We start from the raw sequence: 25,201 nt of genomic DNA, 5'->3' as shown, positions 1-25,201 counted from the left end.
GCCGACGGAACTGACGGAGCCGACGGAGCTGAGGGATGAGGCCGCCGGTCACGCCGATACCTGGTGCTGCGCGCGCCCCACGTCGTACACCCCGGCCACGTTCCGCATCGCACGCATCAGGGTGGGCAGGTGGGAGGCGTCCGGGAGTTGGAGGGTGTAGGTGTGGCGGACGCGCTGCTGGGCGGGCGGTTCGACGGTGGCGGAGACGATCTCGGCGCCCTCCGAGGCGATCGCCTCGGTCAGGTCGGCCAGCAGGTGCGGTCGGCCGAACGACTCGGCGAACAGTGTGACCCGGCACTCCGTGGTGTCCCCCCAGCGCACGTCGACCTCCGCGCGCCCCCCGTCCCTCATCCGCGCCACCCCGGCGCACTCGACGCGGTGCACGGTCACCACTCCACCGCGCACGGCGAAGCCGATGACCTCGTCGGAGGGCACGGGCGTACAGCAGCCGGCGAGCCGCGCGCTCGCCTCGGGCCGGCCGACGACGGTGACGCCGTCGCCGGGGCGCGGCGCGGGAGCCTCGTCCGAGGAGCGTACGGCCGCTCCGGCACCGCCCTCCGCTGCGGGAGTCCGTACGGCGGACCCGGGGCCCCGGTGCGCTGCGACGCCCTCCGCGTCGTCCCCCGCACCCGTCGCGCGGTCGTCCGCGGTCTCCCGGTCGCCCGTCTCCAGGTCCGTCGCCGACGTCGGGTGCGCGGTCAGCCAGCGCTGGATGGCGATGCGGGCGGCCGGGGTGTGGGCGTGCTCCAGCCACTCCCGGGAGGGCTCGGAGGCGGGGTCCTGGCCCATGAGGAGCTGGACGGTGTCGCCGTCCCGCAGCACGGTGCTCAGGGTCGCGAGGCGGCCGTTGACGCGCGCGCCGATGCACGCGTGCGCGTCCTCGCCGTACTGCGCGTAGGCGGCGTCGACGCAGGTGGCGCCCTCGGGGAGGCCGAGCGTGCCGCCGTCGGGGCGGAAGACGGTGATCTCGCGGTCCTGGGCGAGGTCCTCGCGCAGGGTGGACCAGAAGGTGTCGGGGTCCGGCGCGGCCCGCTGCCAGTCGAGGAGCCGGGAGAGCCAGCCGGGGCGGGTCGGGTCGACGCGCTCGCCGTCGGCCGTGGCCTGCTCCTCGGCCGGAGCGGCGGAGGGGTCCGCCGGAGCGGTGTACGGGTTGCCCAGGGCGACGACGCCCGCCTCGGCCACCTTGTGCATCTGGTGGGTGCGGATGAGGACTTCGGCGACCTGACCGTCCCCGCGGGCGACGGCGGTGTGCAGCGACTGGTACAGGTTGAACTTGGGGACGGCGATGAAGTCCTTGAACTCCGAGACGACCGGCGTCAGACAGGTGTGCAGCTCGCCCAGGACGGCGTAACAGTCGGCGTCCTCGTTCACCAGCACCAGGATGCGCCCGAAGTCGGCGCCGCGCAGGTCCCCGCGCTTGCGGGAGACCCGGTGGACGGAGACGAAGTGCCGCGGCCGGACGAGGACTTCGGCCGGGATGTCGGCCTCGCGCAGCACCACGCGGATGGCGTCGCAGAACTCGGCGAGCGGATCGTCCGGGCGGGAGGCGTTGGCGGCGATCATCTCCCGGGTGCGCGCGTACTCCTCGGGGTGGAGGATCGCGAAGACAAGGTCCTCCAGTTCGCTCTTGAGGGCCTGGACGCCGAGGCGTTCGGCGAGCGGGATCAGGACGTCGCGGGTGACCTTGGCGATGCGGGCCTGCTTCTCGGGGCGCATCACGCCGAGGGTGCGCATGTTGTGCAGCCGGTCGGCGAGTTTGATCGACATCACGCGGACGTCGTTGCCGGTGGCGACGAGCATCTTGCGGAAGGTCTCGGGTTCGGCGGCGGTGCCGTAGTCGACCTTCTCCAGCTTGGTGACGCCGTCGACGAGGTAGCGCACCTCCTCGCCGAACTGCTCGCCGACCTGGTCGAGCGTCACCTCGGTGTCCTCGACGGTGTCGTGGAGGAGCGACGCGGTCAACGTCGTGGTCTCGGCGCCGAGTTCGGCGAGGATCAGGGTCACGGCGAGCGGGTGGGTGATGTACGGCTCGCCGCTCTTGCGCATCTGGCCGCGGTGCGAGGACTCCGCGAGGACGTAGGCGCGGCGCAGGATCTCGAGGTCCGCGTCGGGGTGGTGGGCGCGGTGGGCCTCGACGACGTGGCCGATGGCGTCGGGCAGCCGGTCGCGCGAGGCGGGTCCGAGGAGCGCGGCGCGGCCCAGCCTGCGCAGGTCGATCCGGGGGCGGCTGCGCCTGCGGGCCACCGCGGGCGCTACCGGGCCTGGGGTCGCGGGGTTCGTGGCCTCCGCACTCATGGGGCACCTCCGGCTGCGTCGACCGGCTGACGGGGTGCCCCATGCGGACACGGCTCGGGGCACTGGCGTAGATCCCCCGTCCAGGCCGGTGCTTGATGCTACCGACCTCATCACGCCCGACCGACCGCCTCTCGCCGAGCGTGAAACGGATCACCCATTCGAGCGAGGCAAAGGAGGTTTACGTTTTCGCGCCACAGGTACAGGGGGTCGCCTTCGGCACCAGGGCGCCTGCCGCCCCGGAGGCCACATACCGGCCGTGCATGCCCTGCCGGACCTGTGAATCGCAGCCCAACTGCCGTCAGCGCAGGGCGCTTTCCAGCCACTCCGCGTCGATCTCGCCCTCGGCGACGATCACGGCAGGGCCGGTCATCTCGATCTCGCCGTCCGGGCGCTCGGTGATCACCAGGCGTCCGCCGGGGACGTCCACCGTGTACGTGACCGGCGTGCCCGTGGCGGTCGGGTCGGCCCCGTCCCGGCGGGCGGCGGCCACGGCGACGGCGCACGCGCCCGTGCCGCACGAGCGGGTCTCGCCGGAGCCGCGCTCGTGCACGCGCAGGGCGACGTGGCGCGGGCCGCGGTCGACGACGAACTCGACGTTCACGCCGTCGGGGTAGGCGGAGACCGGGCTGAAGGGCGGCGGGGTGTGCAGGTCGCCGGCGTGCGCGAGGTCGTCGACGAACGCGACGGCGTGCGGGTTGCCCATGTTGACGTTGCGCGCGGGCCAGCTGCGCCCGCCCACGCTCACCGTGACCTCGCCGGCCGGCAGGGCGGCCCGGCCCATGCCGACGGTGATGTCGCCGTCCTTGTCGATGTGGACCGACTTCACGCCCCCGCGCGTGGCGATCGCGAGGTCGCCCTCGGTGACGAGCCCGGCGTGCTGGAGGTAGCGCGCGAAGACCCGGACGCCGTTGCCGCACATCTCGGCGATCGAGCCGTCGCCGTTGCGGTAGTCCATGAACCACTCCGCCTCGGCGGCCATCGCGCGTGCCTCGGGGTGCGCCGCGGACCGCACGACGTGCAGCAGGCCGTCCCCGCCGATGCCCGCGCGCCGGTCGCACAGGGCCGCCACGGCGGCCGGGGGCAGGTCGAGGGCGTTGTCGGGGTCCGGGACGATCACGAAGTCGTTCTCGGTGCCGTGCCCCTTGAGGAAGGCGATCCGCGTGCTCATTCCTCGATCGTACGGGGTCGCTGTGACAGCGGCTCACGCCCAGGTCAGCGTCCCGTTCGGCCCCAGGTCCGCCCGGGTCGCCGAGACGCCGCACGCACGCGTGGGACTGTGCGCACCTACGCGCGCGTGGGCCTACGGCCCTGTCCACGCATACGGCCCTGTCTACGCACGCGTGCGGGAACCCCCACCGCGAGCCGGGCCCGTCAGCGCAGTCGGGCCACGCGCCAGACGGCCAGGACGGCCACCGCGGCGACGACCACGACGTACGCCAGGACCACCCGCCAGTCCGGCCGGCGTCCGGAGCCCCGCTGGGGCAGGCCGGGCCAGGTGTAGCCGACGCGGCGGGCCGCCATCATGCCCCAGCCGGCCGCGCACGAGCAGATCAGCAGGCCGAGCATGGCGATCACGGCCCCGCTGTCGCCGAAGTCGAAGGCGAGCGGGAAGGCGAACATCAGGGAGCCGGTCGCGGCCAAGGCCACGATCGGGGCGAGCTGCCAGATGCGCAGCCGGCGCTGCGGGCGCAGCTCCACCTCGACCTCGGGGCCGCTCGCGAACATCTCCTCGGGCTCGGGACCGTCGTCGGTCACCTCGCCGTCGGACGTGTCGTCGAGCGCGTCGGGGCCGAGGGGTCCGGCACCCAAGGGGTCGGCGCTCAGCGGATCGGCGCTCAGCGGATCCGCACCCTGCGGGTCGTCCGCGGCGCCCGGGCCCTCCTGGGAGTGCGCCGCACCGGCGCCGTACGGGCTCGACGGGTCGCCGTCGGCACCGCGGGGGCCCGGCGAGCCGCCGTTGGGGCTGAAGGGGGCACCGACCTGGTCGATGCGCTCCTCGTCCCGGCGCACGTGATCGTCGTCCGCTTCCCGGTCACCGCACGCTGCGGTGAACGGTTCGCTGCCTTGTGCGGTGTCGCGAGGGCCGGCCTCCATCGCCACGCGCCCTCCCAACCTCGGACTCCACTTGGTCGATCGAAGCTCGATGATGGCACGGCGCCGGAGGCCCGGACGGCGGCCTGGGCGTCCCGATGCCATGACGTGATCAGGCTGTAACCGGTCGTTCGACCAACGCCAGGGCACGTCGCGGAAGTTCTGTGACATCCGCCGCAGCCCCACTCAACCAGTGCACCCGCGGATCGCGCCTGAACCACGAATCCTGACGGCGCGCGAAGCGCTTGGTGGCACGGACGGTCTCCGCGCGGGCCTCTTCCAGGGTGCACTCCCCGGCGAGCGCCGCGAGCACCTGCTGGTAGCCGAGCGCGCGCGAGGCCGTACGCCCCTCGCGCAACCCCTGCGCCTCCAGTGCGCAAACCTCGTCCACGAGACCCGCCTCCCACATCCGGTCCACCCGGCGCGCGATGCGCTCGTCGAGCTCCGGGCGGGCGACGTCCACGCCGATCTGCACGGTGTCGTAGACCGAGTCGTGCCCGGGGAGGTTGGCGGTGAACGGCTTGCCGGTGATCTCGATGACCTCCAGCGCCCGGACGATGCGGCGGCCGTTGCCGGGCAGGATCGCCCGCGCGGCCTCCGGGTCGGCGGCGGCGAGCCGGGCGTGCAGCGCGCCGGAGCCGCGCAGCGTCAGCTCCTCCTCCAGGCGGGCACGGACCTCCGGGTCGGTGCCGGGGAACTCCAGGTTGTCGACGGCCCCGCGGACGTAGAGCCCCGAGCCGCCCACCAGGACCGGCCAGCGGCCCTCGGCGAGCAGCGCGTCGATGCGGGCGCGGGCCAGCCGCTGGTACTCGGCGACGGAGGCCGTGACGGTGACGTCCCAGACGTCCAGGAGGTGGTGCGGCACGTCACCGCGTTCTTCGGGCGTCAGCTTGGCGGTACCGATGTCCATCCCTCGGTACAACTGCATGGAGTCGGCGTTGACGACTTCGCCGCCGAGCCGTTGGGCCAGGAAAACGCCCAGATCGGACTTACCGGCCGCGGTCGGTCCGACGACGGCGATGACGCGGGGGGCGGGGGGTGCGCTGCTCACCGGACCAGTCTCCCAAACCTGGCAGGCCGCCCTCGAACGAGTTACGTGACGGCACGCGGGCGGGGTCGTTCCCCGTTGCGAGGTTCCCCGCAGCCAGATGCAGGGGCGGCACCCCGGCGAGGCGGACGAACGCTCCCCGGGCTCGCGACGCCGCCCGAGCAGGGGAGACCGGGACCGCACGGCAACGCGGGATGTCGCCCGCACGAGTAACGTATGGAGTGATTATGGGCGTTTTTGCGCGACTTCTTCGGAGGTCGAAGACCACGGAGGAGGCGGTCACGCAGGAGGTGGCCCCCGAGGCGATCCCGGTCGCGGACGAGGCCCCGGCCGACGGTGACGTCCCGAGCGGAGCCGACGTCCCGGCGAGCGGTGCGGTTCCGGCCTCCGAAGAGGCTCCGACCGCGGTCGCGGTGCCGGTCGCCGACGAGGCGGCATCAGTTACCGATGTTGGGGCCGAGGCGGGCTCGGCCATCGACGCTGCCGCGTCCGTCTCCACCGAGGCCCCTGCGCCGGCCGACGCGTCCGAGGCGGAGCCGGAAGCGACAGGGTCGGCCGCGGAGACGGTGTCGGAAGCCGACTCGGCGGACGCGGACGCGGACGGGGTCGAGATCCCCCGGCAGCAGTCCGCCGACGAGGCGGCCGACCGCGAGGCCGACGAGGGCGCCCGCACGTGACGGTCCCAGCCAGGGAAGGTGACCCATGGGTCTGATGGACAACCTGAAGGCCAAGTTCGGCCCGGCCAAGGACAAGGTCTCGGACCTCGCGCAACAGCACGGGGGCAAGATCACGCACGGCATCGACAAGGCCGCGAAGGTCGTGGACGAGAGGACCAAGGGCAAGTACAGCGACCAGATCCAGACGGGCAGCGGCAAGGCCAAGGGCGCCATGGACCGGCTCGCGCACAAGGACGACGGCACGACGACGCCGCCGAGCGCACCGCCACCGAGCGCACCGCCGTCGGCTCCCTGACCAGGGCGAACGACAGCACGCGCACGACGACGAGCACACCCGCCGCACCGGCACGCCCGCCGCACACCGCAGCGCGGACGGCGGACGGCCGCGCAGCCCCGGCTCGCGACCGTCCGCCGTTCGGCGTCCGAGCGCCCTCGGCATCGGAGGCGTCCGTTTTGCATCCGGCGCTCGATACCCGCCGCTCCGCACCCCCGCGACAGCCGGCCGACGCCTACGACCAGGCCGCGACCAAGTACCCCACCCCGTACGGCGCGTCGTCGTACAGCAGTGCCCCGCCCAGCCTCGTGCCCCCGGCGTCCTGCGCGCCCTCCGCGGCTCCCGCGAGCACCTGCCAGGGCGCGCGGCCGGAGGCCTTGAGTTCGTGGGCCAGGTCTGCGTCGAGCGCCTCCAGGGCCGCGAGGTCCGCCTCGCGCAGCGCGCGGGCCGCCTCGGTGTCGAAGGGGGCGGCGCGCTCGTCGAGGTAACCGGGCGCCTTGAGCGTGCGGCACGCGCTGCCGTCGCCCATGACCAGCAGCGCGACACGGCCTTCGCGCGTGCCGATCTCCCGGCCGATCCCGAGACACCGCTCGGGCGGGAGCCGCTGGTCGACGGCCAGTGCCTCGACGGGGGCGTGCGCCCAGCCGACGTGCTGGAGCAGCCACGCGGCCACGGCCAGCGACGGCGGCAGGGAGGGCAGGTCGGCCCCGGCGGGGCCCGGTCCGCCGAGTCGTACGTCGAGGTCGACCCCGAAGCCCCGGAACGTCCCCGGTGAGCCCTCGTGGAACAGCACGTGCCCCGGTTCCCCGCCGGGCCCCACGACCACGAGCCGGTCGGGCCGGGCGGCGGCCAGAACGCCGAGCGCGTCGACGCAGGCGGCCCGCGCCCCGTCCAGCTCGGGCGCGGCACCCGCGGCCACCTCGGGCACGAGCAGCGGCGGACACGGGCATACGGCGGCGGCGACAAGCATGATCGGCAGGGTAACCCGGGGAGGGACCACGGCTCGCCGTCGGCCCGCGGTCGAAGCAAACCCCGGACCCCGCCTCCGGCGCCTCAGCACCCCAGCCGCACGCGCAGCATCACTCCCCAACCCGCGCCCGGCGGAGCCTCACCCCCCACCCGCGCCCGGCGGCACCTCAGCCGACCGCGGCCACCCGCCCACCGACCAGCCGCAGCCACACCCCTGCCACCCCGTCAGCCGGCACCGACCACCCGATCACCGACCGGCCGCGAATGCCCAGACCTCAGTCGCAACCACACCCGCTGCCGGTGGCCACCGGCAGCGGCTCCGGCACACCGATCTTCGGCAGGCCCAGGAGCACGCCCTTCGGCTTCGCGGCCTCGGCCGCGTTGCGCTTCTCCCAGGCGTCCCCCGCGCGCGTGCGGCGCACGTCGAGCACGGCGCCCTCGGCGAGGAGGTGGTGCGGGGCGGCGTAGGTGACCGCGACGGTCACCACGTCGCCGGGGCGGACGTCCTGCTCGGGCTTGGTGAAGTGGACCAGCCGGTTGTCGGGGGCCCGGCCGGAGAGGCGGTGGGTGGCGCCGTCCTTGCGGCCCTCGCCCTCGGCGACCATCAGCTCCAGGGTGCGGCCGACCTGCTTCTTGTTCTCCTCCCAGGAGATCTCCTCCTGGAGGGCGACGAGACGCTCGTAGCGCGCCTGGACGACCTCCTTGGGGATCTGGTCCTCCATGGTCGCGGCCGGGGTGCCGGGGCGCTTGGAGTACTGGAAGGTGAACGCCTGCGCGAAGCGGGCCTCGCGGACGACGTGCAACGTCTGCTCGAAGTCCTCCTCGGTCTCGCCGGGGAAGCCCACGATGATGTCGGTGGTGATCGCCGCGTGCGGGATGGCGGCGCGCACCTTCTCGATGATGCCGAGGTAGCGCTCCTGCCGGTACGAGCGGCGCATCGCCTTCAGGACCGTGTCCGAGCCGGACTGCAGCGGCATGTGCAGCTGCGGCATGACGTTCGGCGTCTCGGCCATGGCCGCGATGACGTCGTCGGTGAAGTCACGCGGGTGCGGGGAGGTGAACCGGACGCGCTCCAGTCCCTCGATGCTCCCGCAGGCGCGCAGCAGCTTGCTGAACGCCTCGCGGTCGCCGATGTCGGAGCCGTAGGCGTTGACGTTCTGGCCGAGCAGCGTGATCTCGCTGACGCCCTCGGCCACCAGCGCCTCCACCTCGGCGAGGATGTCGCCGGGCCGGCGGTCCTTCTCCTTGCCGCGCAGGGCCGGGACGATGCAGAAGGTGCAGGTGTTGTTGCAGCCGACGGAGATGGACACCCAGGCGGCGTAGGCGCTCTCGCGCCGGGTGGGCAGGGTGGAGGGGAACGCCTCCAGCGACTCGGCGATCTCGACCTGCGCCTCCTCCTGGACGCGGGCGCGCTCCAGCAGGACCGGCAGCTTGCCGATGTTGTGCGTGCCGAAGACGACGTCCACCCAGGGCGCCTTCTTGACGATGGTGTCGCGGTCCTTCTGCGCGAGGCAGCCGCCGACCGCGATCTGCATGCCGGGCCGGGAGGCCTTCCGCGGGGCGAGGCGGCCGAGGTTGCCGTAGAGCCGGTTGTCGGCGTTCTCCCGGACCGCGCAGGTGTTGAAGACGACCACGTCGGCGTCGCCGTCGGAGCCCTCGGGGGCGCGCACGTAGCCCGCCTGCTCCAGCAGCCCGGACAATCGCTCGGAGTCGTGGACGTTCATCTGGCACCCGTAGGTGCGGACTTCGTACGTCTTGGCCGAGGGGATGTCCACTGCGGGGCTCCGGTCGCTGCTGCTGGTCATGCCACAAGGGTAGGCGCTCCCCGGAGGGGCCCGTGTCGGCCGCTTCCGGGCCGCCGGACGGCACCGGCTCGGGGCTCACGGGAGCGCCCGCTCCGCCCGGCCGGCCCCGCCCGGGCCACCGGACGGCACGCACGCGGGGGCTCGTCGGAGCGCCCCTGCCTCATCCGCCACCGGAAGGCACGCGCGCGCGGGCCGAAGGAGCCCCCGCGTCGAACGACGGCGGCCAGCCGACCACAGCCGGACGGCCGGTCGGCACGCGCGCGAGAGCCGAAGGAGCGCCCGCGGTCGGACGACGGCGGCCAGCCGACGACATCCCGACGGCCGGTCGGCACGCGCGCGAGGGCCGAAGGAGCCCCCGCGTCGAGCGGCGGCGCCCGGCCGCCCCGTCCCGGCCGCCGAGCGCCACGCACGCGGGGCTCGTCGGAGCGCCCCACCCCCACCCCACCCGCCGACCGGCACGCGCGCGAGGCTCGTAGCAGTGCTCCCCGGAGCGCCCGCTTTGCCCCGCGGCGGTGGCGACGGTAGACCTGTGCGGGTCGCGCTCCGGCCCCAGAGGGGGCAGGGGCCTCCGGCCGCCGGAGGGCCCGTGTGCGCGCCGGGGCGCGAGCCGTAAGATCGGTGATCTCGTGGGGGAGGTGGTCATGGGCAGGCGACGCCCTGGCACGCCGACGCTGGAGGAGGTGGCCGCCCGCGCCGGAGTGGGGCGGGGCACCGTCTCCCGTGTCATCAACAACGCGGCGGGGGTGAAGGAGTCCACGCGGCGCGCCGTGCAGCAGGCCATCGCGGAGCTCGGCTACGTGCCCAACCTCGCGGCCCGCTCGCTGGCCGGACGGCGGGCCGACGCCGTGGCCCTGGTCATGACCGAGCCGGACTGGCGGCAGTTCGCCGAGCCCTTCTTCTCCGAGATCGTCACCGCGCTCGGGGACGCCGTGGCCGACACCGGGCTCCAGCTGCTGCTGACCCTGGTGCGCTCGGACGCCGAGCGGCTGCGCTTCCTCGAGTACGCGCGCGGGGGGCGGGTGGACGGGGTGCTGCTGATGTCCGTGCACGCCGACGACCCCCTGCCGGACATGCTCGCCGAGGCGCGGATGCCGACCGTGCTGCTGGGACGCCGCTCCGCCGAGGAGTACGTCAGCTACGTCGACGCGGACAACATCGGCGGGGCCCGCACCGCGGTGGGCCACCTGCTCGACCAGGGCCGCACGGCGATCGCCACCATCACCGGGCCGGCCGACATGTACGTCGCCCAGTGCCGGCTGCGCGGCTACCACGAGGCCCTGGAGCTGGCAGGCCTGGGCGGCAAGCCGTCCTGGATCGCCGAGGGCGACTTCACCGAGGAGAGCGGGCGCCGGGCGATGGCCCGCCTCATCGAGCGGCACCCGGAGATCGACGGGGTGCTCGCCGCGTCGGACACCACGGCCGCGGGGGCCCTTCAGGCGCTGCGCGCGGCCGGGCGGCGGGTGCCGGAGGACGTCGCCGTGATCGGCTTCGACGACTTCCCGCTGGCCCGGCGGACCGCGCCGCCGCTGACGACGGTCCGCCAGCCGCTGGAGGAGATCGGGCGGGCCATGGTGCGGCTGCTCCTGGAGGAGATGGAGGAGCCGTCCGTCGCCTGGCGGCACGTCATCCTCCGGACGGAACTGGTGCTGCGCGAGTCCGCCTGAGCGACTCCGGGGACCTACCTGAGCGGCCTCGGGGACCCGCCGGAGTGGACCCCCTTCCCGTTCGCAACATTTCGGGAGCGCTCCCAAGCGATCTCCGCCCACCGTCAGTCCTTTTCCGCCCCTCCCCCTGACCTGCGGCTTCGAAGTCACTTCGACGGACCGCCGTCAGAAGTCTTGTCAGGGACATGAGCCACTCCTTACAGTCCCAACCGAACCGAGGGAATGGGAGCGCTCCCATTTATGCATCGTGGGAGCGCTCCCGCAGGCCCCCCATCCCTTCGAAGAGGACCGCAATGCGACCGTCAATGCACCATGCACGTCGAGCGCGTGGCCTGTTCGGCGCGCTGCTCACCTTCCTCGCCGTGCTCGCGGCGCTGCTCACCACCACCTCGCCCGCCCAGGCGGCCACCACGATCTGCGAGCAGTACGGCTCCACGACCGTCCAGGGCCGCTACGTCGTCCAGAACAACCGCTGGGGCACCAGCGAGACCCAGTGCATCAGCGTCGGCGACTCCGGCTTCACGGTCACCCAGGCCGACGGCTCGGTGGCCACGAACGGCGCCCCGAAGTCGTACCCGTCGATCTTCAACGGCTGCCACTACACCAACTGCTCGCCGGGCACGAACCTCCCGGCCCAGCTCAGCAGCATCTCCAGTGCGCCCACGTCCATCTCGTACTCGTACGTCAGCAACGCCGTGTACGACGCCGCCTACGACATCTGGCTCGACCCCACCGCCCGCAAGGACGGTGTGAACCGCACCGAGATCATGGTGTGGTTCAACAAGGTGGGCTCCATCCAGCCGGTCGGCTCGCAGGTCGGCACCGCCACGGTCGCCGGGCGCCAGTGGCAGGTGTGGTCCGGCAACAACGGCTCCAACGACGTGCTGTCCTTCGTCGCCCCGTCGGCGATCGGCAGCTGGTCGTTCGACGTCATGGACTTCGTCCGGCAGGCCGTCTCCCGGGGCCTGGCCCAGAACAACTGGTACCTGACCAGCGTCCAGGCCGGTTTCGAGCCGTGGCAGAACGGCGCGGGCCTCGCGGTGTCGTCGTTCTCCTCGTCGGTCAACACCGGCGGCGGCAGCGGCGACCCGGGCACCCCCGGCGGCCCCGCGGCCTGCCGGGTGACGTACGGCACGAACGTCTGGCAGGGCGGCTTCACCGCCGACGTGACGGTGGCCAACACCGGCTCCTCCCAGGTCAACGGCTGGAAGCTGGCGTTCGCCCTGCCGTCGGGCCAGCAGATCACCAGCGCGTGGGGCGCGACCGTGTCGCCGTCCTCGGGCTCGGTCACCGCGAGCAACCTGGCGTACAACGGCCAGCTCGCGCCCGGCGGCCAGACGTCCTTCGGGTTCCAGGGCACCTACGGCGGCACCTTCGCCAAGCCCACCGGCTTCACCCTGAACGGCACCGCCTGCACCACCGCGTGACCCGGGTGCGATGCGCGCGGCCCCGCACCGCCGCGCATCGTGCCCCGCAGGACCGCGCCGCACCGCGGCGCACCGCTCCGGAGGTCCGCCCGTCCGCCGCCGCCGATCGGACGGGCGGGCCCCGGTCCCGCACGGCACCGCCCCCTGGGACCCCGCCCCGGAAAGGCCCACCCGCATGAGCCCGCTGCTGACCCGCCGCCGCCCGTCGGCCGTCCTCGCCCTGTGTGTCACGGCGCTGATCGCCACCGGCACCGGGGCCGCCCCGCCGGAGCCCGCGGCCACCGCCCGGGCCGCGGCCGCCCTGCCGTACCAGGACCCGTCCTTACCCGTGGCCGATCGCGTCGGCGACCTGCTCGCCCGCATGTCGCTCGACGACAAGCTCGGCCAGATGACCCAGATCGAGAAGGACTCCCTCGTCCCGCAGTCCGACCTCGCCACGTACCGCATCGGCTCGGTGCTGTCCGGCGGCGACTCCACCGTCAGCCCCAACAACGCGCAGACCTGGGCCGACACCTACGACTCCCTGCAGCGCACCGCCCTGACCACGCCGCTCGCGATCCCGATGATCTATGGGATCGACGCGGTGCACGGCCACAACGCGGTCCGCGGGGCGACGCTCTTCCCGCACAACATCGGCCTCGGCGCGACCCGCGACCCCGCCCTCGTCCAGGACATCGGGCACGCGGTCGCCGAGGAGGTGTCGGGCACCGGCATCGACTGGGACTTCGCGCCGTGCCTGTGCGTGGCGCGCAACGACCGCTGGGGCCGCACCTACGAGTCCTTCGGCGAGACCCCCGAACTGCCCTCCGCCATGACGACGTTCATCACCGGACTGCAGGGACAGACGCTGGGCGCGGGCCCCGCCTCCGTGCTCGCCACCGCCAAGCACTACATCGGTGACGGCGGCACCAGCGGGGGCGTCGACCAGGGCGACACCCAGGTGTCCGAGGCCGAACTGCGGGCCGTCCACCTGCCGCCGTTCAAGGAGGCCGTGCGCCGCGGGGTGGGCGCGGTGATGCTGTCGTACAGCAGCTGGAACGGGGTGCGGTCGCACGCGAACAAGTACCTGGTGACCGACGTCCTCAAGGGCGAGCTGGGCTTCGGCGGGTTCGTCGTCTCCGACTGGGCCGCGGTCGACCAGCTCGACGGGCAGACCGGGTTCACCGGCGCGGAGATCGCCACGGCGGTCAACGCGGGTGTCGACATGGTGATGGTCCCGTACGACTACAAGAAGTTCCTGAGTTTGCTGCGGGGCGAGGTCACCGCGGGCCGCGTCCCGCAGGCCCGCATCGACGACGCCAACCGGCGCATCCTCACCAAGAAGTTCCAGCTGGGCCTGTTCGAGAAGCCGCTGACCGACCGGTCGTACACGGCCACGGTGGGTTCGGCCGCGCACCGTTCGCTGGCCCGGCAGGCGGTGCGCGCCTCGCAGGTGCTGCTGAAGAACGACGGCGGCGTCCTGCCGCTGCCGAAGTCGGCCCGGCTGTTCGTCGCCGGCAAGTCGGCCGACGACATCGGCAACCAGAGCGGCGGCTGGACCGTCGGCTGGCAGGGCCGCAGCGGCGCGGTCACCGACGGCACGACGATCCTCCAGGGCATCCGGGCCGCCGTCTCCGACCCGTCCCAGGTCACCTACGACCGGTACGGCAACGGCATCGGCTCCGGGTACACGGCCGCCGTGGCCGTCGTCGGGGAGACCCCGTACGCCGAGGGCCGCGGCGACCGCCCGGGGTCCCTGGGCCTGGACCAGGAGGACCTGCAGACCCTGGCCCGGCTGAAGGCGAGCGGCGTCCCGGTGGTCGTGGTGCTGGTGTCCGGCCGGCCGCTGGACGTCGCCGCCCAACTGCCCGACTGGAAGGCGCTGCTGGCCGCCTGGCTGCCCGGCACCGAGGGCGCCGGCGTCGCCGACGTCCTGTTCGGCGCCTACGCCCCCACCGGCAAGCTCCCGATGAGCTGGATGAGCAGCGCGGCGCAGGAGCCGGTCAACGACGGCGACGGCAAGGTCCCGCTCTTCCCCTACGGGTACGGGCTGACGTACGGCGGCACGCAGCCGGACCCCGATCCGACCCCGACCCCCACTCCCACTCCCACGCCGACCCCGACGCCCACGGACGGCGCCTGCACCGCCGCCTTCCGCACCGTGTCCTCCTGGCAGGGCGGGTACCAGGCGGAGGTCACGGTCAAGAACACCGGCACCGCCGCGCTGACGGGCTGGTCGGTCGACTGGGACCTGGGCGGATCGACGATCGCCAGCCTCTGGAACGGCACGCTGACCACCTCCCAGGGCCGGGCGACCGTGCGCAACGCCGCCTTCAACGGCTCACTCTCCCCCGGCGCCACCGTCTCGTTCGGCTTCACGGCGAACGGCACGGCGGGCACCCCGGCCCCGCACTGCGCGGCCGGCTGACCTGACGTCCCCGCCCGCCCGGGTGGCACCTTCCCCGGGCGGGCGGGGCTCCCATCGTTCGCCCCTGCGCGAGGCCCGGCACCACGGGCCCCGCGACGGTCGGATCCTCTCCGTTCGACGTCCCCCACCGAGCTCGACAACTCCTCGTCGTGAGACAAGGAAAGGAGAACAGCACGTGGAACAGCACGTGAAACGGCACATGAACCGACGCGGTCTCTACGCGTCGCTGGCAGCGGCCCTGGCCACCCTGCTGACGGCGCTCGGGCTGATCGCACTGTCCGAGTCCAGCGCACAGGCGCACGGGGTGGCGATGCTGCCCGGCTCGCGCACCTACCTGTGCTACCTGGACGCCCGCACCGGCAACGGCGCGCTCGACCCGACCAACCCCGCCTGCAAGGACGCCCTGGCCCAGAGCGGCTCGACCGCGCTGTACAACTGGTTCGCCGTCCTCGACTCCAACGCCGGCGGCAAGGGCGCGGGGTACGTCCCGGACGGCACCCTGTGCAGCGCCGGCAACAAGTCGCCGTACGACTTCAAGGCGTACAACGCGGCCCGCTCCGACTGGCCGCGCACCCACCTGACCAGCGGGGGGACGATCCAGGCGCAGTACAGCAACTGGGCCGCGCACCCGGGCGACTTCCGGGTGTACGTCACCAAGCAGGGCTGGTCGCCGACCACCCCGCTGGCCTGGAACGACCTGGAGCTGTTCCAGACCGTCACCAACCCGCCGCAGCAGGGCTCGCCGGGCGCCGACGGCGGCCACTACTACTGGGACATGAAGCTGCCCTCGGGCCGTTCCGGTGACGCCATGATCTTCATCCAGTGGGTGCGCTCCGACAGCCAGGAGAACTTCTTCTCCTGCTCCGACGTGGTCTTCGACGGCGGCCACGGCGAAGTCACCGGCATCCGCAACTCCGGCAGCACCCCGACGCCCACGTCGACCCCGACCTCCACTCCCACGTCCACTCCCACATCGACCCCGACCTCGACCCCGACGTCCACGCCGACCGACCCGCACACCGGTTCCTGCATGGCCGTCTACAGCGTGCAGAACTCCTGGGGCGGCGGTTTCCAGGGGTCCGTCGAGGTCATGAACCACAGCACCTCGGCGCAGAGCGGCTGGTCCGTGGCCTGGAAACCGGGCACCGGCACCAAGATCAGCAGTGTCTGGAACGGTGCGCTGTCCACCGCCTCGGACGGCACGGTGACGGTCCGCAACATGGACTACAACCGCGTCATCCCGGCCGACGGCAGCGTGACGTTCGGCTTCACCGCCACCTCGACGGGCAACAACCTGCCCGTCGGATCCATCGGGTGCGTCACCTCGTAGCGCGGCATCGTTCCCCCCGTGACCCGGCCGTTCCCGGCCGGGTCACGGGTCGATGAGGCCGGCCCGGATGGCGTAGCGGGTGAGCTCCAGCCGGTCGCGCATGCCGAGCTTCTGGAGCAGGTTGGCCCGGTGCCGCTCGACGGTCTTGACGCTGATGAACAGCAGTTCGCCGATCTCCTTCGAGGTGTGGCCCTCCGCCACCAGCTTGAGGATCTCCTCCTCGCGCTCGGTGATCGGCCGCGCGGGCACGCCGTCGCCGCGGCGCAGCCGGTCCAGGTAGGAACGGACCAGGGCCCGCTCGGCGCCCGGGTAGATGAACGGCTCGTCGCGCACGACGGCCCGGCACGCCTCCACCAGGTCCCGGTCCGCGGCGGACTTCAGCACGAACCCGCCCGCGCCCGCCTTCAGCGCCTCGAAGAAGTACTGCTCGTTGTCGTACATCGTCAGGATCAGGATGCGCAGGTCGGGCAGGCGCCGGGACAGCTCACGGGCCGCCTGGAGCCCGGTCGCGCGGGGCATGGCGACGTCCAGGACGGCCAGGTCGATGCCGCCGCGCCGGGCCAGTTCGACGGCCTCGGCGCCGTCCCCCGCCTCCGCCACGACGGTCAGGTCCGGCTCGGCGTCCAGGATGAGCCGCACCCCCCGCCGGACGAGCGTGTGGTCGTCGGCGAGCAGCACGCGGATCGGCGCGGTCGTCCGGTGGTCATGGATCGGGGCGGTCATCGGGTGTCTCCCTCGGGGGTGGGGCGGCGGGGCGGACGTCCGTCCGCGGGGGTGGTCGCGTCCGGCACCCGCCCGGGCCCGGTGCCCGGTCCCGGCACGGTCACCGGTGTGGTGGCGGCCGGGACCGTCGCCGGCACCCGGGCCGCGCCCTCCCCCGCCGAGGGCACCCGCAGCCGCACCTCCGTGCCGCCCGGCGCTCCGGATCCGCCGACCGGGCCCGGCACAACGGGTCCGCCGGCCGCGCCTGGCGCACCGGGATCGCCGGCCGCCGCAGCCGTCGTACTGGGTCCGTCGGCCACCCCAGCCGTACTGGGTCCGTCGGCCACCGCCGTCGTACCGGGACCGCCGCCCGCCGACCCCAGCGTGAAGCGCGCCCCCACCAGCAGCGCCCGCTCCCGCATCCCCCGGATCCCGGCACCCTCCCGCGCCGCTCCCCGCCCCCTGCCGTTGTCGCGGACGACCAGCTCGACGCCGCCCGGCACCGGGCGCAGGACCAGGTCGGCGCGGTCGGCGCCGGCGTGCCGGGCCGTGTTGGTCAGGGCCTCCTGCGCCACCCGGTAGACGACCAGTTCCGCCTCGGGGGTCAGCGGGGGCAGGGCCGGGCCCAGCTCGGGCCGGACCGTCAGGCCGTGCTCGGTGAACTCGGCCGCCAGGGCGCGCAGGGCGCTGAGCAGCCCCAGCTCGTCGAGCACGCCGGGGCGCAGCCGGCGGGCGATGCGGCGGACCTCGTCGAGTCCGGCCCGGGTGGCGTCCTGGGCCTGGCCGACCTCGGCGCGCAGGTCCGCGGGGACCCGGTCGGCGACCCGCTTGAGCTGGAGCAGCACGGCCGTCAGGGTCTGGCCGACCTCGTCGTGCAGTTCGCGGGCGATGCGCTGCCGCTCGCGCTCCTGCGCGGACAGGGCCCGGCCCGCGCTGGTGGCCCGCTCCGCCTCCAGCCGGTCGAGCATCGCGTTGTACGTGGTGATCAGCCCGGCCGTCTCCACCGGGCCGCCGACCACGGCCCGCCGTCCCGGACTGAGCAGGTCGGCCGCCGCCATGGCCCGCCCCAGCCGCCCGAGCGGAGCGAGCCCGATGCGCAGGACGACCGCGTGGACGACGAGCAGCACGGCGAGCCCCACGACGACGACCATGGCCTCGGCGGGCAGCACGGGCGTCGACACGGTGACCGGTCCGAGGAGCAGCGCGGCGGCCACCACCAGGCCGGCCGCGTTGAGGGAGAACATCCGCCAGAACAGCGACACGCGTCCGGCGCCTCCCTTCCCGCTCCTCACCCATGGCACGGCCCTGACCAGCATGTTCGCTCGCCGTCGGCCCTGTCCATCCGTGCTGACACCCATGTCTCCACCGTACGGGCGGATGGCAGCATGGCGGCCCTGACCACCTTCCGCATCATCGACCGACCACGACCAGCAAGGGGAAGAAACGTGTCTGCTCCACGCCTGAGGGCGACGCCGCTGCCGGGTATCGGGGTCCAGTACGACCTCGTGACACGCGAACAGCGCCACCTGTCGGTCGTGGCGCACCGCGACGGCACGCGCACGGTCAACGTCTACCGGACCGACGACCCCGACTCCTGCGCCCAGTCCGTCCGGCTGACCGGCGCCGAGGCGGGCTCGCTGATCGACGCGCTGGTGCCCTCGCACCACAGCGCCAGCCTGCTCTACACCACGGACCTCGGCCTGGTGGCCGAGCGGATCGAGGTGGCGGCGACCTCCCGCTGGAACGGGCGGGTGCTCGGCGAGACCCGGATGCGCACCGACACCGGCGCCTCGGTCGTCGCCGTCCTGCGCCGGGCCGAGGCGATCCCGTCCCCGGCGCCCGACTTCCGGCTCGCGGGCGGTGACACGCTCATCGTGATCGGCACCCGTGAGGGCGTGGACGCGGCCGCGGCGATCCTCGGACGGGAGTGACCGGGTGCACTCCGCAGTCCTGCTGATCGAGTTCGGTTCCATCATCCTGGCCCTCGGCCTGCTCGGCCGGTTCGCCGGCCGCTTCCGGATCTCACCGATCCCGCTGTACCTGCTGGCCGGGCTGGCGTTCGGCGAGGGCGGGCTGCTGCCGCTGGGCGCGAGCGAGGAGTTCGTGGCCACCGGCGCCGAGATCGGCGTCATCCTGCTGCTGCTCATGCTCGGCCTGGAGTACTCGGCGAGCGACCTGGTCTCCAACCTCAAGGCCCACTACCCGGCGGGCCTCGTCGACGGAGCGCTGAACGCCCTGCCGGGTGCGGTGGCGGCCCTGCTGCTGGGCTGGGGCCCGGTGGCGGCGGTGGTGCTGGCGGGCGTCACCTGGATCTCGTCGTCCGGGGTCATCGCGAAGGTCCTGGGCGACCTGGGGCGGGTCGGCAACCGCGAGACACCGGTCATCCTCAGCGTCCTGGTCCTGGAGGACCTGGCGATGGCGGTCTACCTGCCGATCGTCACGGCGCTGGTCGCGGGCGCCGGCCTCGCGGCGGGCAGTCTGACGCTCGCGATCGCGCTGGGCGCGGCGGGCCTCGTGCTGTTCCTCGCCGTGCGCTACGGCCGGGTCATCTCCCGGTTCGTCTCCAGTGACGACCCGGAGAAGCTGCTGCTCGTGGTGCTGGGCCTGACCATCCTGGTGGCCGGTGTCGCCCAGCAGCTGCAGGTGTCGGCCGCGGTCGGCGCCTTCCTGGTCGGCATCGCGCTGTCCGGTGAGGCCGCCGAGGGCGCGCACACGCTGCTGAGCCCGCTGCGGGACCTGTTCGCCGCGATCTTCTTCGTCTTCTTCGGGCTGCACACCGACCCGGCGAGCATCCCGCCGGTGCTGCTGCCGGCCCTCGCGCTGGCCGCCGTCACCGCCGCGACGAAGATCGCCACCGGGTACTGGGCGGCGCGGCGGGCCGGGATCTCGGTCAAGGGACGCTGGCGCGCCGGCGGTGCGCTGGTGGCCCGCGGCGAGTTCTCCATCGTCATCGCCGGGCTCGCGGTCACCGCGGGCATCGAGCCGTCCCTGGGCCCGCTGGCCACGGCGTACGTCCTGATCCTGGTCGTGGTCGGCCCCCTCACCGCCCGGTACACCGAGCCGCTGGCCCTGGGGTGGAGCCGGCGCCGTGCCGCCCGCCGGGAGCCGGAGCAGGAGCCGGTGGAGCGCACGGAGACGCCGGCACAGACGTCGGTCGGGGACTGAGGACGCCGCACACCAGGACACCTCCGCGCGCGGGCAGCGGCGCGGGGCCGTGTGAGCCCCGCCCTGGTCACCGACCCCGCCCACCTGGCAGGATCCCGCCCATGTCCAGGACGTTCCCGCGGATCGGCAGGCGCCGCGCCCTCCAGGGTGCCGGGGCCGGCGTCGTCGTGCTCGGGCTGCTGCTGTGGTGGCTGCTGCCGCTCGGCGAGGACCCGCCGGGCGGGACGATCACCTTCAGCACCGGGACGCGGGCCGGTGTCTACCAGGAGTACGGCAGCCGACTGCGGCCCGAGCTCGCCAAGGACATGCCGGACCTGCGGGTGAGGCTGGAGACCAGCAACGGCTCCCAGGACAACGTCGAGCGGGTCGCGTCCGGCCGCGCCGACTTCACCATCGCCGCGGCGGACGCGGTCGCGGCGTACGAAGCACGGCACCCGGAGTCGAAGGCCGAGCTGCGCGGGGTCGCCCGCCTGTACGACGACTACGTCCAGCTGGTCGTGCCGCGCGACTCGCCCATCCGGACGATCGCGGACCTGCGCGGCAAGCGGGTGGCGACCGGGCTGCCCCGCTCGGGGGTCCGCCTGATCGCGGACCGGGTGCTCCAGGCGGCGGGCCTGGACCCGGTCAAGGACGTCGAGCCGGCGTCGGACGGCATCGACACCGGCCCGCGGCAGCTGGAGCAGGGAAAGATAGACGCCTTCTTCTGGTCGGGCGGCGTGCCCACCAACGGCCTGCGCGACCTCGCCGACGAGTTCACCTTCCGGTTCGTCCCGATCGACGCCGACCTCGTGGCCAAGATGCACGACCAGGACGAGTCGACGCGCCACTACCGCGCGACGAGCATGCCCGAGTCGGCCTACCCCACCGTCCAGAACGGCTATGCCGTGCCGACCATCGCGGTGTCCAACCTGCTCATCACCCGGGCCGACGTGAACGTCCGGCTCACCGAGTGGATGACCCGCGTCATCCTCGACAGCCGCGACGAGATCGGCTCCCACGTCCACTCCGCCCAGTTCGTCGACCTGCGCACGGCCATCTACACCGACCCGCTGCCCCTGCACGAGGGCGCGCGCCGCTACTACCGCTCGGTGAAGCCCTGACCCACGTCCCCCGAGGGCGGGACTACGACCCCGACGTCCGGGGCACCCGCACGGTCGCCGTCAGCCCGTGCGGCTCGTGGTGGCCGTAGGACAGGGAGCCGCCGCCGGCCGCCAGCAGGGCCCGGGAGATGGACAGGCCCAGGCCGGAGCCCTTGACGTTCTGGTGGCGGCCGCTGCGCCAGAAGCGGTCGCCGACGCGGGCCAGCTCCTCGTCGGTCAGGCCGGGTCCGTTGTCGCTGACGACGACGGTCACGCTGTCCCCGTCGGCGGCGACGGACACCTCGACGCACTCCCCGTCCGGGGTGAACTTCACGGCGTTGTCGATCACCGCGTCCAGGGCGCTGGACAGGGCCACCGGGTCGGCCCAGCCGGTCACGGGCGGGCAGTTGCCGACCAGGTCGACGCCCTTGGCCCGGGCGGTGGGCGCCCAGGCGGCGACGCGCTCGGCGGCCAGCGCACCGATGTCGGTGGTGCGCAGGTCGGCCTCGGTGTGCTCGGCCAGGGCCAGGTCGAGCAGGTCGTCCAGGACCTGGGCGAGGCGCTTGCCCTCGGCCTGGACGGAGGCGATCTCCTCGTTGCCCTCCGGGAGTTCGTAGGCCAGCAGTTCGATGCGCAGCAGCAGCGCCGCGAGCGGGTTGCGCAACTGGTGCGAGGCGTCGGCGACGAAGGCGCGCTGCTGCTCCAGCACGTCCTCGACGTTGTCTGCCATCTCGTTGAACGACCGGGCCAGCCGTCTGAGTTCCGGCGGGCCGCCGCCCACGGCGACGCGGGACTTCAGCCGCCCGGTGGCGATGTCGTGGGTGGTGGCGTCGAGGACGCGCACCGGTTTGAGCACCCAGCCGGTGAGCTGGAGCGCCGCACCGATGGCGAGCAGCATCGCGGCGATCTCACCGGCGCCGATCAGCAGCCAGCCGTGCAGGATGCGCGCACGCATCGGACCGGTGGGCGAGTCGAGCACCACGACGGCGACGACGTCGCCGTCCCGGACGACCGGTGAGGCGACCACGAGGTGCCGGTGCTGCCAGGGCCACACCTGCTGCGGGTCGTGGCTGCGCCGGCTGAGCCGCGCCTCCTCGAACGCGTCGCGCACCTCGCCCGCCCCGGGGAGGAACCAGTCCCGCGGCGCGTGGGCCATGGGCGTGTCGGTGCGGTAGAAGACCGCGGCGCGGATGCCGTACACCTCGTAGTAGTTGTCGAGTTCGCGGGCCAGGGTTCTGCGCCGCTCGTCCAGGGAGCGGGCGGTGTCCCCGGGCGTCTCGGCGGGTGCCGTGACGAACTGCGCGAGCGCCGCGAAGCGCGCGGTGTCGTCGATCCGGTCGACGATCACCTTCTGCTGCTGGGCCCCGGCCACACTGACGGCGAGCGGCACGCCGAGGGCGAGGAGCACGGCCGCCATCAGGACGATCAGCAGCGGCAGGAGACGTGTGCGCAACGGTCCCCGCTACGCGGCCGGGGCGACGAGCCGGTACCCGACGCCGCGTACGGTCTCGATCAGCGCGGGCATGCGCAGCTTGGCGCGCAGGGAGGCGACGTGCACCTCCAGGGTGCGGCCGGTCCCCTCCCAGCTGGTGCGCCAGACCTCGCTGATGATCTGCTCGCGGCGGAAGACCACGCCGGGCCGCTGGGCGAGCAGGGCGAGCAGGTCGAACTCCTTGCGGGTGAGCTGGACGACCGTGCCGTCCACGGTGACCCGCCGGGTGGGCAGCTCGATGTGCACGGGTCCGAGCCGCAGCGCGTCCTCGGCGCCGGTGACCTGCTCCTCGGCGACGGTGCGCCGGCTGACCGCGTGGATGCGGGCCAGCAGCTCGCCGGTGTCGTACGGCTTGACCACGTAGTCGTCGGCGCCCAGGTTGAGGCCGTGGATGCGCGAGCGCACGTCGGAGCGGGCCGTCACCATGATCACCGGGGTGCTGGTGCGCTTGCGGATCTTGCCGCAGACCTCGTAGCCGTCCTGGTCGGGCAGGCCCAGGTCGAGCAGGACGACGCCGAAGCCGGGGCCCTCGGGGACGAGCGCCTGGAGGGCCTCCTCGCCGCTGCGCGCGTGCGTGACGTCGAAGCCGTGCCGCTTCAGCACCGCGGACAGCGCGGCGGCGACGTGGTTGTCGTCCTCGACGAGCAGCAGTCTCATGCCGGCCTCCTCCTGTCCCTCGTGCCTTCATCGTGTGTACGGTTCCGCCCGGTACGAAGGACCTCGGGTCCCCGGACGCGCGCAACTCCGCGTGCACGCGCGCGTGCACCATGGCAGTCACGCCGATGGACGAGGACGCCGTCAAGTGGCTTCCGGTTGCGCGCCCCTACCGTTATCCGGCCGATACGCACGCGTACCGCCCGAGCTACGACACGTGTCCGATTGCTATCGGATCGTGATGCTCAGATCTCCCTCAGATGTAATGACGCTGGTCGTGGCGGGTTACTACTGTCCTCCGAAACCGAGAAGGACGGAGCCTGAGAGCGATGACCGACGTATCGGTGGCCAAGGAAGACGTGGCCGCGACCGGCGACCTGGTCGTCCTGAAGAGCGTCAACAAGCACTTCGGCGCGTTGCACGTGCTCCAGGACATCGATCTGACGATCGCCCGCGGCGAGGTCGTGGTCGTGATCGGGCCCTCCGGGTCCGGGAAGTCGACCCTGTGCCGGACCATCAACCGCCTCGAGACGATCGACTCGGGCACGATCACGATCGACGGCAGGCCCCTGCCGCAGGAGGGCAAGGAGCTGGCCCGGCTGCGCGCCGACGTCGGCATGGTCTTCCAGTCCTTCAACCTGTTCGCGCACAAGACCGTGCTCGAGAACGTGATGCTGGGCCAGATCAAGGTCCGCAAGAGCGACAAGAAGCAAGCCGAGGAGAAGGCGCGTGCCCTCCTCGACCGGGTCGGCGTGGCCAGCCAGGCCGACAAGTACCCCGCGCAGCTCTCGGGCGGCCAGCAGCAGCGCGTGGCCATCGCGCGGGCACTGGCGATGGGTCCGAAGGTCATGCTCTTCGACGAGCCGACCTCGGCCCTCGACCCCGAGATGATCAACGAGGTGCTGGAAGTCATGCAGCAGCTCGCCCGCGACGGCATGACGATGATCGTCGTCACCCACGAGATGGGTTTCGCACGATCGGCTGCAAACCGTGTGGTCTTCATGGCGGACGGCCGGATCGTGGAAGAGGCTGCGCCCGACCAGTTCTTCAGCAACCCGCGCAGCGACCGCGCCAAGGACTTCCTGTCCAAAATCCTGCACCACTGACGCCGTCCGGGACGCCGTACGTCCCGGCCCGTGGCCCGCACCGCCGGCCCCGGGCCCGTCCGGCCCCACGGCGCCGCGCGATCCGCGCCCGGCGACCCGCGTCACCCGCATCGACGGCCCGCATCTGACAACTCGAAGGATGTTCACCATGAAGCTCCGCAAGGTCACCGCCGCCTCGGCAGCCGTGCTCGCCCTCTCCCTGGCCGCCACCGCCTGCGGCGGCAACGACGACGACAGCTCGAGCAGCGGCTCGGGCGGCGGCGGCAAGGTCAAGGTCGGCATCAAGTACGACCAGCCCGGTCTGGGCCTGAAGAAGCCCGACGGCTCCTTCGCCGGCTTCGACGTCGACGTCGCCACGTACGTCGCCAAGGAGCTCGGCTACAAGCCCGACCAGATCGAGTTCGTCGAGACCAAGAGCGCCGACCGCGAGAACGCCCTCGCGCGCGGTGACGTGAAGTACATCGTCGCCACGTACTCGATCACGGACGAGCGCAAGCAGAAGGTGGACTTCGCGGGCCCGTACCTGCTGGCGCACCAGGACCTGCTGGTCAAGAAGGACTCGAAGATCAGCAAGGGCACGGACCTGAACGGCAAGAACCTGTGTTCCGTCACGGGTTCGACGTCGGCGCAGAACGTGCAGAAGACCATCGCCCCGAAGGCCAACCTCAAGCAGGTCTCGAGCTACTCGGAGTGCATCGCCGGCCTGCAGAGCGGTGCCGTGGACGCGGTCACCACGGACGACTCGATCCTCGCCGGCTTCGCCTCCCAGGACCAGTACAAGGGCAAGTTCAAGCTCGCCGGTCTGAAGCTCAGCAACGAGAACTACGGCATCGGCGTCAAGAAGGGCGACACCGCCACCGTCGACAAGATCAACAAGGCGCTGGAGAAGATGGTGAGCGACGGTTCCTGGCAGAAGGCCGTCGACGCCAACTTCGGTCCCGCGGACTACAAGAACGAGCCGGCCCCGAAGATCGGCCAGATCGTCAAGTAATCCGGGGCCGCCGCCCGGACCCGCA

The 25,201-nt window shown here is 73.0% G+C and carries 20 protein-coding genes and 1 pseudogene; 11 read left to right on the top strand and 10 right to left on the bottom strand.

Going from position 1 to position 25,201, the window contains the following annotated elements; genetic code table 11:
• Positions 1-48: 48 nt before the first annotated feature.
• From E4U91_RS25775 to miaA, 4 genes are all read right to left on the bottom strand, one after another.
• Complete coding sequence (locus E4U91_RS25775; protein ID WP_137309024.1) at positions 49-2,295, bottom strand: RelA/SpoT family protein; 2,247 nt, start codon at positions 2,293-2,295, stop codon at positions 49-51.
• 298 nt (positions 2,296-2,593) lie between these two features.
• On the bottom strand, positions 2,594-3,463 hold the full coding sequence (dapF, locus tag E4U91_RS25770; protein ID WP_137309023.1) for a diaminopimelate epimerase: 870 nt from the start codon (positions 3,461-3,463) through the stop codon (positions 2,594-2,596).
• A gap of 203 nt (positions 3,464-3,666) precedes the next feature.
• Positions 3,667-4,284, bottom strand: coding sequence for a hypothetical protein (locus tag E4U91_RS25765; protein WP_404768401.1), 618 nt, complete (start codon positions 4,282-4,284; stop codon positions 3,667-3,669).
• Positions 4,285-4,498: 214 nt separating this feature from the next.
• Positions 4,499-5,437, bottom strand: a complete 939-nt coding sequence (gene miaA, locus E4U91_RS25760) for a tRNA (adenosine(37)-N6)-dimethylallyltransferase MiaA (RefSeq protein WP_137309022.1) — start codon at positions 5,435-5,437, stop codon at positions 4,499-4,501.
• 224 nt (positions 5,438-5,661) lie between these two features.
• Between miaA and E4U91_RS25755 the strand changes: the two genes are divergently transcribed.
• Positions 5,662-6,111 (top strand): hypothetical protein, encoded by a 450-nt coding sequence (locus E4U91_RS25755; protein ID WP_241678685.1) that lies wholly within the window; start codon positions 5,662-5,664, stop codon positions 6,109-6,111.
• Between the two features lie 25 nt (positions 6,112-6,136).
• Positions 6,137-6,406 (top strand): antitoxin, encoded by a 270-nt coding sequence (locus E4U91_RS25750; protein ID WP_137309020.1) that lies wholly within the window; start codon positions 6,137-6,139, stop codon positions 6,404-6,406.
• Positions 6,407-6,620: 214 nt separating this feature from the next.
• On the opposite strand, the gene E4U91_RS25745 is transcribed toward E4U91_RS25750, so the two are convergent.
• Both E4U91_RS25745 and miaB read right to left on the bottom strand, forming a co-directional pair.
• The gene (locus E4U91_RS25745; RefSeq protein ID WP_137309019.1) at positions 6,621-7,355 is read right to left on the bottom strand and encodes a class III extradiol dioxygenase subunit B-like domain-containing protein; all 735 of its coding nucleotides are present in this window, start codon (positions 7,353-7,355) and stop codon (positions 6,621-6,623) included.
• 274 nt (positions 7,356-7,629) lie between these two features.
• The gene (miaB, locus tag E4U91_RS25740; protein ID WP_137309018.1) at positions 7,630-9,159 is read right to left on the bottom strand and encodes a tRNA (N6-isopentenyl adenosine(37)-C2)-methylthiotransferase MiaB; all 1,530 of its coding nucleotides are present in this window, start codon (positions 9,157-9,159) and stop codon (positions 7,630-7,632) included.
• 641 nt (positions 9,160-9,800) lie between these two features.
• Between miaB and E4U91_RS25735 the strand changes: the two genes are divergently transcribed.
• From E4U91_RS25735 to E4U91_RS25720, 4 genes are all read left to right on the top strand, one after another.
• Positions 9,801-10,823 (top strand): LacI family DNA-binding transcriptional regulator, encoded by a 1,023-nt coding sequence (locus E4U91_RS25735; RefSeq protein WP_137309017.1) that lies wholly within the window; start codon positions 9,801-9,803, stop codon positions 10,821-10,823.
• A gap of 293 nt (positions 10,824-11,116) precedes the next feature.
• A complete protein-coding gene (locus tag E4U91_RS25730; RefSeq protein ID WP_137309016.1) occupies positions 11,117-12,250 on the top strand; it encodes a glycoside hydrolase family 12 protein in 1,134 nt (377 codons plus the stop codon).
• Between the two features lie 175 nt (positions 12,251-12,425).
• Entirely contained in the window at positions 12,426-14,657 is a 2,232-nt protein-coding gene (locus E4U91_RS25725; protein ID WP_137309015.1) for a glycoside hydrolase family 3 N-terminal domain-containing protein, read from the top strand.
• 199 nt (positions 14,658-14,856) lie between these two features.
• A complete protein-coding gene (locus tag E4U91_RS25720; RefSeq protein WP_137310998.1) occupies positions 14,857-15,987 on the top strand; it encodes a lytic polysaccharide monooxygenase auxiliary activity family 9 protein in 1,131 nt (376 codons plus the stop codon).
• A 42-nt stretch (positions 15,988-16,029) separates the two neighbouring features.
• Here E4U91_RS25720 and E4U91_RS25715 read toward each other — a convergent pair whose 3' ends face one another.
• Positions 16,030-16,710 carry a response regulator gene (locus E4U91_RS25715; RefSeq protein ID WP_137309014.1) on the bottom strand — a complete coding sequence of 227 codons (681 nt, stop codon included), beginning with the start codon at positions 16,708-16,710 and terminating at the stop codon, positions 16,030-16,032.
• A 299-nt stretch (positions 16,711-17,009) separates the two neighbouring features.
• Positions 17,010-18,005: pseudogene (locus tag E4U91_RS25710) on the bottom strand (sensor histidine kinase); the annotation flags it as partial.
• 129 nt (positions 18,006-18,134) lie between these two features.
• Between E4U91_RS25710 and E4U91_RS25705 the strand changes: the two are divergent.
• From E4U91_RS25705 to E4U91_RS25695, 3 genes are all read left to right on the top strand, one after another.
• Positions 18,135-18,620 (top strand): cation:proton antiporter regulatory subunit, encoded by a 486-nt coding sequence (locus E4U91_RS25705; protein WP_067241937.1) that lies wholly within the window; start codon positions 18,135-18,137, stop codon positions 18,618-18,620.
• A 4-nt stretch (positions 18,621-18,624) separates the two neighbouring features.
• On the top strand, positions 18,625-19,854 hold the full coding sequence (locus E4U91_RS25700) for a cation:proton antiporter (RefSeq protein WP_241678684.1): 1,230 nt from the start codon (positions 18,625-18,627) through the stop codon (positions 19,852-19,854).
• A 101-nt stretch (positions 19,855-19,955) separates the two neighbouring features.
• Complete coding sequence (locus E4U91_RS25695) at positions 19,956-20,954, top strand: TAXI family TRAP transporter solute-binding subunit (protein WP_137309013.1); 999 nt, start codon at positions 19,956-19,958, stop codon at positions 20,952-20,954.
• 22 nt (positions 20,955-20,976) lie between these two features.
• Here E4U91_RS25695 and E4U91_RS25690 read toward each other — a convergent pair whose 3' ends face one another.
• Entirely contained in the window at positions 20,977-22,386 is a 1,410-nt protein-coding gene (locus E4U91_RS25690; RefSeq protein ID WP_137309012.1) for a HAMP domain-containing sensor histidine kinase, read from the bottom strand.
• Between the two features lie 9 nt (positions 22,387-22,395).
• Positions 22,396-23,082: a response regulator transcription factor gene (locus E4U91_RS25685; protein ID WP_137309011.1), complete on the bottom strand. Its 687-nt coding sequence runs from the start codon at positions 23,080-23,082 to the stop codon at positions 22,396-22,398.
• 326 nt (positions 23,083-23,408) lie between these two features.
• Between E4U91_RS25685 and E4U91_RS25680 the strand changes: the two genes are divergently transcribed.
• A complete protein-coding gene (locus E4U91_RS25680; RefSeq protein ID WP_137309010.1) occupies positions 23,409-24,185 on the top strand; it encodes an amino acid ABC transporter ATP-binding protein in 777 nt (258 codons plus the stop codon).
• Positions 24,186-24,333: 148 nt separating this feature from the next.
• A complete protein-coding gene (locus tag E4U91_RS25675; RefSeq protein ID WP_137309009.1) occupies positions 24,334-25,176 on the top strand; it encodes a glutamate ABC transporter substrate-binding protein in 843 nt (280 codons plus the stop codon).
• Positions 25,177-25,201: the final 25 nt, after the last annotated feature.

It is taken from the genome of Streptomyces lasalocidi, from assembly GCF_005280215.1.
Lineage (GTDB): Bacteria > Actinomycetota > Actinomycetes > Streptomycetales > Streptomycetaceae > Streptomyces > Streptomyces longwoodensis.
This window is presented reverse-complemented; position numbering and strand designations above follow the sequence as displayed.

Coding starts and splice junctions, on each gene's coding strand:
- dapF (WP_137309023.1), bottom strand. CDS start 3,463: ATGAGCACGCGGATCGCCTTCCTCAAGGGGCACGGCACCGAGAACGAC.
- E4U91_RS25755 (WP_241678685.1), top strand. CDS start 5,662: ATGGGCGTTTTTGCGCGACTTCTTCGGAGGTCGAAGACCACGGAGGAG.
- E4U91_RS25695 (WP_137309013.1), top strand. CDS start 19,956: ATGTCCAGGACGTTCCCGCGGATCGGCAGGCGCCGCGCCCTCCAGGGT.
- E4U91_RS25715 (WP_137309014.1), bottom strand. CDS start 16,710: ATGACCGCCCCGATCCATGACCACCGGACGACCGCGCCGATCCGCGTG.
- E4U91_RS25735 (WP_137309017.1), top strand. CDS start 9,801: ATGGGCAGGCGACGCCCTGGCACGCCGACGCTGGAGGAGGTGGCCGCC.
- miaB (WP_137309018.1), bottom strand. CDS start 9,159: ATGACCAGCAGCAGCGACCGGAGCCCCGCAGTGGACATCCCCTCGGCC.
- E4U91_RS25675 (WP_137309009.1), top strand. CDS start 24,334: ATGAAGCTCCGCAAGGTCACCGCCGCCTCGGCAGCCGTGCTCGCCCTC.
- E4U91_RS25730 (WP_137309016.1), top strand. CDS start 11,117: ATGCGACCGTCAATGCACCATGCACGTCGAGCGCGTGGCCTGTTCGGC.
- E4U91_RS25775 (WP_137309024.1), bottom strand. CDS start 2,295: ATGAGTGCGGAGGCCACGAACCCCGCGACCCCAGGCCCGGTAGCGCCC.
- E4U91_RS25750 (WP_137309020.1), top strand. CDS start 6,137: ATGGGTCTGATGGACAACCTGAAGGCCAAGTTCGGCCCGGCCAAGGAC.
- E4U91_RS25745 (WP_137309019.1), bottom strand. CDS start 7,355: ATGCTTGTCGCCGCCGCCGTATGCCCGTGTCCGCCGCTGCTCGTGCCC.
- E4U91_RS25720 (WP_137310998.1), top strand. CDS start 14,857: ATGAACCGACGCGGTCTCTACGCGTCGCTGGCAGCGGCCCTGGCCACC.
- E4U91_RS25725 (WP_137309015.1), top strand. CDS start 12,426: ATGAGCCCGCTGCTGACCCGCCGCCGCCCGTCGGCCGTCCTCGCCCTG.
- E4U91_RS25685 (WP_137309011.1), bottom strand. CDS start 23,082: ATGAGACTGCTGCTCGTCGAGGACGACAACCACGTCGCCGCCGCGCTG.
- E4U91_RS25680 (WP_137309010.1), top strand. CDS start 23,409: ATGACCGACGTATCGGTGGCCAAGGAAGACGTGGCCGCGACCGGCGAC.